The organism is Streptomyces sp. SID486, from assembly GCF_009865385.1.
Classification (GTDB): Bacteria; Actinomycetota; Actinomycetes; order Streptomycetales; family Streptomycetaceae; genus Streptomyces.
Map to the genome: position 1 here is coordinate 1 of NZ_WWJT01000077.1, position 7,460 is coordinate 7,460.

At 72.5% G+C, this 7,460-nt stretch carries 7 protein-coding genes; 3 read left to right on the plus strand and 4 right to left on the minus strand.

What is annotated here, in order from left to right; translation table 11 throughout:
* Window positions 1-341 precede the first annotated feature (341 nt).
* Window positions 342-1,646, plus strand: a complete 1,305-nt coding sequence (locus tag GT045_RS03985) for an MFS transporter (RefSeq protein WP_345942537.1) — start codon at window positions 342-344, stop codon at window positions 1,644-1,646.
* A 16-nt stretch (window positions 1,647-1,662) separates the two neighbouring features.
* On the opposite strand, the gene GT045_RS03990 is transcribed toward GT045_RS03985, so the two are convergent.
* From GT045_RS03990 to GT045_RS04005, 4 genes are all read right to left on the minus strand, one after another.
* Window positions 1,663-2,394 (minus strand): metallophosphoesterase, encoded by a 732-nt coding sequence (locus GT045_RS03990; protein ID WP_161298403.1) that lies wholly within the window; start codon window positions 2,392-2,394, stop codon window positions 1,663-1,665.
* The gene (locus tag GT045_RS03995; protein WP_161298404.1) at window positions 2,391-2,669 is read right to left on the minus strand and encodes a hypothetical protein; all 279 of its coding nucleotides are present in this window, start codon (window positions 2,667-2,669) and stop codon (window positions 2,391-2,393) included. Before GT045_RS03995 ends, GT045_RS03990 begins: the two co-directional genes overlap by 4 nt.
* Complete coding sequence (locus GT045_RS04000; protein ID WP_161333302.1) at window positions 2,666-3,355, minus strand: hypothetical protein; 690 nt, start codon at window positions 3,353-3,355, stop codon at window positions 2,666-2,668. Before GT045_RS04000 ends, GT045_RS03995 begins: the two co-directional genes overlap by 4 nt.
* Window positions 3,356-3,457: 102 nt before the next feature.
* Complete coding sequence (locus GT045_RS04005; RefSeq protein WP_161298406.1) at window positions 3,458-5,008, minus strand: APC family permease; 1,551 nt, start codon at window positions 5,006-5,008, stop codon at window positions 3,458-3,460.
* 285 nt (window positions 5,009-5,293) lie between these two features.
* On the opposite strand from GT045_RS04005, the gene GT045_RS04010 reads away from it, so the two are divergent.
* Both GT045_RS04010 and GT045_RS04015 read left to right on the plus strand, forming a co-directional pair.
* The gene (locus tag GT045_RS04010) at window positions 5,294-6,454 is read left to right on the plus strand and encodes a PP2C family protein-serine/threonine phosphatase (RefSeq protein WP_161333303.1); all 1,161 of its coding nucleotides are present in this window, start codon (window positions 5,294-5,296) and stop codon (window positions 6,452-6,454) included.
* 153 nt (window positions 6,455-6,607) lie between these two features.
* Entirely contained in the window at window positions 6,608-7,366 is a 759-nt protein-coding gene (locus GT045_RS04015; protein ID WP_161333304.1) for an NPP1 family protein, read from the plus strand.
* Window positions 7,367-7,460: the final 94 nt, after the last annotated feature.

Sequence of the window (7,460 nt, forward strand, 5' to 3'; positions counted from 1 at the left end):
GGGGCGTCACCCGCCCGTGGTGCGCCGCGCCCGGGAAGGCCGTGGGGGGCGACGGCCCCGGCTCCCTGCGCGGCCCGGCCCGCGGTGCGGGGAGCCGGTGGCTGTGAGGAACTCCACGCGGGGGTCAACTGCCGCGCCGACAGCCGGATTTCGGGGTCTCGGTGGCGGGGCGGCGGAAGCGCTGATGTCGCCCGGCCCCTGCCTTCTGCCACCATGGGCGACGCCCCGACCAGGCGGCCCGGCCGTGCAGCGCAGCCGGCCCGACAGGCCCCGCCGGTCCCTTACGCCTCCCCCGGTCTCGAGTACCCCGCGTGTCCTTTTCCTCCGCCCTGCCCCCGTCCGTGCCCTCCACCGCCCCGGCCTCCCGTTCGCCGTGGCGGTCCCTGCGCTACCGGAGCATGCGCTGGTGGTCGGCGGCGAACTTCGTCTCCAACGCCGGTACGTGGATGCAGCTCACGGTGCAGAACCTGCTCGTGCTGCAGATCACCGGTTCGGCGGCGGCGACCGGCCTGTCGATGTCCGTACAGGCGGCGCCCGCACTGTTCGTCAGCCTGCTCGGCGGCGCGGCAGTCGACCGCTGGCCCCGGAAGCTGACGGTCGCCGTCAGCCAGGCCCTGCTCGGCGCGGTGGCCTTCACCACGGCGCTGCTCGTGGCACTGGACCGGATCGACCTGACGTCGCTGATGGTGCTGGCCGCGGTGACCGGCGTCATCGCCACCGTCGACGGACCGGCCTGCGCCCTGCTCGGCAACGATCTCGTGCCGGTGGCGGACGTGCCGTCGGCGATCGGGGTGGGCGCCCTGGTGCACAGCGCGGGCCGGCTGGCCGGCACCGCCCTGGCCGGGGTGACCGTCGGTTTCCTCGGCACCGGCGCCGCGTACGCGGCCAACGGGGTGTCGTTCCTGTTCGTGGCCTCGGTGGTGCCGTTCCTGCGCCCGGCACCCGGCGCCGGTGAGGAGCCGGCCGCCGTGGCACCGGCGTCGCCGGTGCGTGCGGAGATGACCGTGCGCGAGGGCCTGTCCTTCTTCGTGCGCCGGCCCCGCCTGGTCGCTCTCGCGGGCATCACCGGGATCAGTTCCGTCTTCGGCCGCAACTACGGCCTGACCCTCGCCGTCCTCGTCACCGGGCCGCTCGCCGGCGGCGCGGGGGCGTTCGGCACGGTTTCGACGGTGCTGGCCGTCGGCGGCATCCTGGGCGCGGTCCTGGGTGCCCGGCTGCGCAAGCCGTCGGTGCGGACCGTGGGGCTGCTCGCTGCCGCGGGTGCGCTGCTCCAGGTGGTGGCGGGTCTGTCCCCGTCGCTGGCCGTGCTGCTGGTGCTGGTGCTGCCGATGGCGATCGTGGAGTCCGTCTCCGACACGGCCGGCACGGCCGTGCTGCAGACCGATCCGCCGCCGCACCTGCGGGGCCGCGTGCTCGGGGTGTGGAGCAGCATCGGCACGGTGTGGAGCCTGGGCGGACCGCCCGCGCTGGGCCTGCTGATGGAGTGGGCCGGGGCGCGCGGCGCCCTGATCGCGGGCGGACTGATCATCGCGGGCTCGATCGCCGGGGGCCTGCTGGTGCGCCGCCGCGGCGGTCCGGTGCCGTTGACGCTGGCCGCCAGGGACGGCGACGTCACCGGCCGCGAGGCCCTGGGCACGGCGGCCTGACGGGCCACGCGGGGCTTCAGCCGGACCGGCCGGGCAGGTGGTAGACGTGGAAGGCCTGCCCGATCACCGGCTGCGCGACATTGCGCACCCGGACGCCGCCGCTGGTCATGCCGTGCTCGGTGCCGGCGTGGGCGTGGCCGTGCACGGCGAGGTCGGCACCGCCGGTGTCGATGGCCTCCGCGAGCAGGTAGCTGCCGAGGAACGGGTAGATCTCCAGCGGCTCCCCGGCGAGGGTGTCCGGGACGGGTGAGAAGTGGGTCAGCGCGATCCGCGCGTCGCAGTCCTGCTCCTCCAGTTCCTTCAGGGCACCGTGCAGCGCGTCGGCGCAGCGGCGGGTGTAGCGGACGAACTCCTTCATGAGGGGTTCGCCGAACTCCCCGGCGCAGCGGCCGACGAAGCCGCCGCCGAAGCCCTTGGTCCCCGCGACCCCGATCCGGGCGCCGTCGGCGGTGACGACCGCGGCCTGCCCTTCGAGGACGTGCGCGCCGGCGTCCCGGAGGATCGCGGAGACCTCGTCGGGACGCTCGTCGTGATGGTCGTGGTTGCCGAGCACGGCGACGACGGGCACGCCGAGATCCTTGATCTCCCGGGCGACGACCGCGGCCTCCTCCGGTGTGCCGTGGCGGGTCAGGTCGCCGGCGAGCAGCAGGACGTCGGCGCACTGGGGCAGGGTCTCGAAGGAGGGGCGCAGCGTGCCCTGGCTCTCGGGGCCCATGTGGATGTCCCCGACGGCCGCGACGCGGATCATGTCAGGTCCTCTCCCTGGTCGGGCGAGGCGGTCCCGGCGACGAGCAGGTCGCTGTGGACCGGGTGCCCCGCCAGTTCCTCGCGGGCCTGGCGCAGGATGTCGTCCCGGCACTGGGTGGACGGCACGGTGCCGGTGATCAGGACGGCGTCGCCGCGCAGTTCCAGCCGTACGCCCAGTTCACCGCAGTTCCCGGAGGCCAGGTGCTCGGCGAGGTGGGCGACGCGGTAGTCCAGGTTTCCCGTCGCCGACGGGGGCGGCGGGCTGGTGTCGGTCATGGCTGCCCCTCCTGGGGATCGATGACGTTCAGCCGTTCGAGGAGGAAGAGGAAGGCGGCGGGCATGGGCTGGTCACCGCAGGCCGCGCGCACCACGTCCCAGTCGACCTTCTCGCGGACGGCGCGGACGACCGGCAGGACCGATCCGAAGTCGCAGTAGTGTTCGGAGAAGGCGCTGATCAGGCTGTGGATCAGGTCTGTCGGGCACAGGACGGGCATGAGCACCGAGTCGACCGGCAGGACGTGGGCCCGGTCGAGCATCTCCCGGGTGACGGGCTGGTGGGCCAGCTCGAAGATGATGTCGACGTTCTGGCCGTGGCAGGTGGTCTTCAGCAGCCAGTCCTCGGGCGGGATCCGTACGTCGAGGCCGGCCTCGCGCAGTGTGCCGGCCACCGCGCCGGCGTCGTCCGGCAGGATGGCGAAGTCGGCGTCGTGCTGGAGGTAGCGGCTGCCGCCGTGGGCGTAGACGGCGACGCTGCCGGCCAGGGCGAAGGGGTGGCCGGCGCGTTTGAGTATGGCGCCGATCCGCTTGGTGGCCTCCAGGATCGCCTGGCTGCGGTCCTGCGGGAGTTCCGTCGGCTCCGTGGCCGGTGCGGACGGCCGGTGGTCCGGCCCGTCCGGGGCGAGGTGGAGTCCGGCGGCTTCCGGCCGCCGGAGGGGCGCGGTGTCCTCCCCGTTCTGCGTCATGACCTCTCCATTCGGCACCCTGCACCCCCGGGCGGCCGGGTCGGCCCCGGGGGCAGTACGGGTACCCGGCGTGCCGCCGCCGACACGGCGCGCCAGGGAAGGTCACTCCTCCACGACGAGTGCCGGGGTGCCGGCGGTGAGGACCTGCCCACGGAAGAAGGCGGGGCTGCGGCGCCGCATCACCAGCATGATGACCACGCCGAGCAGCAGCAGGCCGACCCCGATGACGAAGACGGAGCCGACACCGAGGACGGCGGAGCCGCTGCCGTAGGCCGGGTTCCACATGTCGTACAGCGTCTTGCCGAACACGGCGGTGAGCAGCAGGCCGCCGAGGACCGGGAAGACGCCCTTGAAGAGGGCGTCGCGGGTGGAGCGGGTCAGGTCGCGGCGGAAGAACCACGCGCAGGCGAACGCGGTGAGCGCGTAGTAGAAGCAGATCATCAGGCCGAGGGCGTAGATCGTGTCGACCAGGACGTGCTCGCTGAGCAGTGACATGACCGCGTAGAAGACGCCGGTGCCGACGCCGGCGGTGACGGTGGCCCGGCCGGGGGTGCGGAAACGCTCGTGGACGCGCGCGTAGGAGGCGGGCAGGGCCTGGTACGTCGACATCGCGAGCACCGTGCGGGCGACCGGGATGAACGTGGTCTGGAGGCTGGCGGCGGCCGAGGCGAGGACGGCGGCGAAGAGCAGGATGCCGAGGGCATGGCCCATGACCGGGCCGGCCAGGGCGGCGAAGACGTTGTCGGAGGTGGCCGGATCGGCCAGGCCGAGACCGTCGGTGCCGGAGCCGACCGCCATCTGCGCGGCGACGGCGGTGGTGAGGTAGGAGCCGACCAGGACGACCATGGCGATCAGGGCGGCCCGGCCCGGTGTCTTCTCGCTGCCGACGGTCTCCTCGTTGGCGGTCAGGCACGTGTCCCAGCCCCAGTACATGAAGATCGACAGGGAGAGTCCGGCGCTGAAGGAGGCGAACGACTTCACCCCGAACGGGTTCAGCCAGGACCAGGAGAAGTCGGCGTGGCCGGGGAAGGCGCCGGTGCCGGCCTTGTGCAGGGCCATGACGACGAAGAGGGCGAGCACCACGAGCTGGAGTCCCACCAGCGCGTACTGCACGCCCTTCGTCGTCGTCATGCCGCGGTAGCTGATCGCGGTGGAGGCCGCGATCAGGGACAGACAGGTGAGGATGTGGACGGCCTTGTTGCCGTCGAGGTCCGCGACCGCGCCGCTGCCGGTGACCTCACCGGCCAGCAGCCAGAAGTAGGAGGTGGCGACTCCGGCGAGGTTGGACAGCACGATCACGGTGGCGATGACCAGACCCCAGCCGCACATCCAGCCGACGTGCGGGCCGAACGCCTTGACGGTCCAGGTGAAGGAGGTGCCACAGTCGGGCACGGCCTTGTTCAGCTCCCGGTAGGCGAAGGCGACCAGCAGCATCGGCAGGAATCCGGCGAGGAACACGGCCGGCATGTGCAGTCCGACCTCGCCCGCGGTGGAGCCGAGGGTGGAGGTGAGGCAGTACACCGGGGCCACGGTGGAGACGCCGATGACCGCGCTTCCCAGCAGGCCGATGGAATCGCCGCCCAGGCCCTTGCCCCGCACTCCGTCGCCGGATGCCGTGTCCCGGGCGTCCGGCCTCATCGCCGTCTGTGTCATGACACCAGACGCTAAATGCTGCGATTTCGGTTGAGGGCATCCCAGAACCACCCTCATGGGCCTTAATTTCACAGGCCATCGACCCGAGTCGGCCACTAATTGAACGGTAGATGACGCTAATCCATCCATCAATTAAAGGCAATCCGATCAGTGTCCGATATCCGGGAATCGAAGAGCAGCCCGGAATGTCCGGTTCCAATTCTTCCCGTGTGACGTACGCCTCTCCCGCCGGTCCGCTGCCGCGGCGAGTGGCCGCCCGCCGGGCCCGGGCGCAGGCTGGGAGGCATGGCACCCCGGCTCCGGCGCGCGGTCCGGCGGCAGCCGTGGCAGTCGGCCCACGCGCTGCTGCTGCTCCCGGTCCTGCTCATCGTCGTGATCACGGTGGTGGACCTGCGTACCCCCACCGACATCCACCTCGGGCCGGCCCTGGTGATCGCACCCGCGCTCACCCCGTCCTTCGCCGGGCCCCGGACCACGGCCTGCGTCGGCGCCCTGGCGGTCGCCGCGCAGATCTTCATCGGCATCCACCACGGCGGGATCGGCACCACGAACCACATCGTGCAGATCATCACGCTCTCGGTGCTCGCGGTGCTCACGATCCTCTACAGCGCCCTGCGCAAGCGCCGGCAGGCCCAGCTGGCGCAGGTCCGCACGGTCGCCGAGGCCGCGCAGCACGTCCTGATGTGGCCGCTGCCCGAGCAGATCGGCACGCTGCGGATCGCCTCGCTGTACCTGGCCGCGGAGGACGAGGCACAGATCGGCGGGGACCTGTACGCCACCACCATGAGCGACGGCTCGGTCCGCGTCCTGATCGGTGACGTGCGCGGCAAGGGGCTGCCCGCCATCGGGGAGGCGGCGCTGCTGCTCGGCGCCTTCAGGGAGAGCGCACACCGGCACATCCCGCTGGCGGAGCTGGCCACCGCGCTGGACCAGAGCATCACCCGCTACGCGGCGGAGCTGGACTCCCCGGAGGAGGCGGGCGAGCGGTTCGCGACCGCGCTGCTGGTGGAGATCCCGGACCAGGACCCCGTCACCCGGATGACCAGCTGCGGCCATCCGCCGCCGCTGCTGCTGAGCCCCGGCCACGTGGTCACGGTGCCGAGCCTGCACCCGTCGCCACCGCTCGGGGTCCACGGCGACCTCGCGGGCGTCGAGCCGACGCTGGACGTGTTCTCGTTCGAGCCGGGTGACACGCTGCTGCTGTACACGGACGGGGTCGTGGAGGCGCGGGACGAACACGGCCGGTTCTATCCGCTCGCCGACCGGGCCGCGCGGTGGACCGACGACAGCCCCGAGGCGCTGATGCACCACCTGCGGCGCGATCTGCTCGCCCACGCGGGCGGCCGGCTCGGCGACGACGCCGCGCTCATCGCGCTGCACCGCACCCCCGGCGACCGCCGACGGCACCACCACCACGGCCGCGGCGAAGCGGCCCGCCAGGCGTGAGCACCGTAGGGCCGGTGCCGGCGTACAGCCAGGTGGAGCCGTAGGACCGGTGCCGGCGTTCAACCGGCCGTGCGGCAATGTTCAGTCCGGAGGGTGGTCCGCCCTGCCGAGGCGTTGCGAGAATCTGCGGCGCCTCGACAACAGGGAGCCCCCGTGCGTCACTTGACCTCCGCGCTCACCGCCGCCCTCGGCGCGCTCACCCTCGTCCTCACCGCGCCCGGCACCGCCGGCGCGAGCGTCCTGCGTCTGCTGCCGCAGAACGCCGACGGCCTGGAGCAGACCTTCTCCCCCGCGTACGACTACGACGGCGACGGCTGCTACGCCACGGCGGCCATCGGCAGCGACGGCACTCTCAACCCCGGTCTGAAGCTCGGCGGGGACGTCAACGGCCACTGCCACGACTACGCCCAACTCGCCAACGCCAACACCTACTCGCGCGAGAAGTGCGACAACGGCTGGTGCGCGGTGGTGTACGCCAGCTACTTCGAGAAGGACCAGGCGACCCTGGGCCCCGCGGCCATCGGGCACACCCACGACTGGGAGCACGTGGTGGTGTGGATCAAGGACGACGCGGTCCAGTACGTCTCGGTCTCCCAGCACTCCGGCTACCAGGTGGCGGGCCGGTCCGCGGTGCGCTTCGACGGCACCCACCCGAAGATCGTCTACCACAAGGACGGCGCATCGACGCACTGCTTCCGGTTCGCGGGCCCGGCCGACGAGCCGCCGGAGAACGCCACCGGGGGCTGGTTCTACCCTCGCCTTGTGGGCTGGAACGGCTACCCCGCGGGCTATCGCGACAAGCTGCTCGCCGCCGACTTCGGCGCGGCCACCATCAAGATCAAGGACGGCGACTTCCCGTACGCGCTGGCGCATTCCATGCCGTCGGGCATCCCCTTCGACCCCGACGCCTGACCCCGGGCGGCGCGTCCGCGCGCTCCGCGCCGGTGGGCCGAGGGGTGCGGCGGGTCATGGGCGGCCGCGGTAGGCGGCCCGCCGCGGACCCGCC

What these genes read in the sequence shown, in the direction of transcription:
- GT045_RS03990 (WP_161298403.1), bottom strand. Translation starts at nt 2,394, where the DNA reads ATGATCCGCGTCGCGGCCGTCGGGGACATCCACATGGGCCCCGAGAGC.
- GT045_RS03995 (WP_161298404.1), bottom strand. Translation starts at nt 2,669, where the DNA reads ATGACCGACACCAGCCCGCCGCCCCCGTCGGCGACGGGAAACCTGGAC.
- GT045_RS04000 (WP_161333302.1), bottom strand. Translation starts at nt 3,355, where the DNA reads ATGACGCAGAACGGGGAGGACACCGCGCCCCTCCGGCGGCCGGAAGCC.
- GT045_RS04005 (WP_161298406.1), bottom strand. Translation starts at nt 5,008, where the DNA reads ATGACACAGACGGCGATGAGGCCGGACGCCCGGGACACGGCATCCGGC.
- GT045_RS04010 (WP_161333303.1), top strand. Translation starts at nt 5,294, where the DNA reads ATGGCACCCCGGCTCCGGCGCGCGGTCCGGCGGCAGCCGTGGCAGTCG.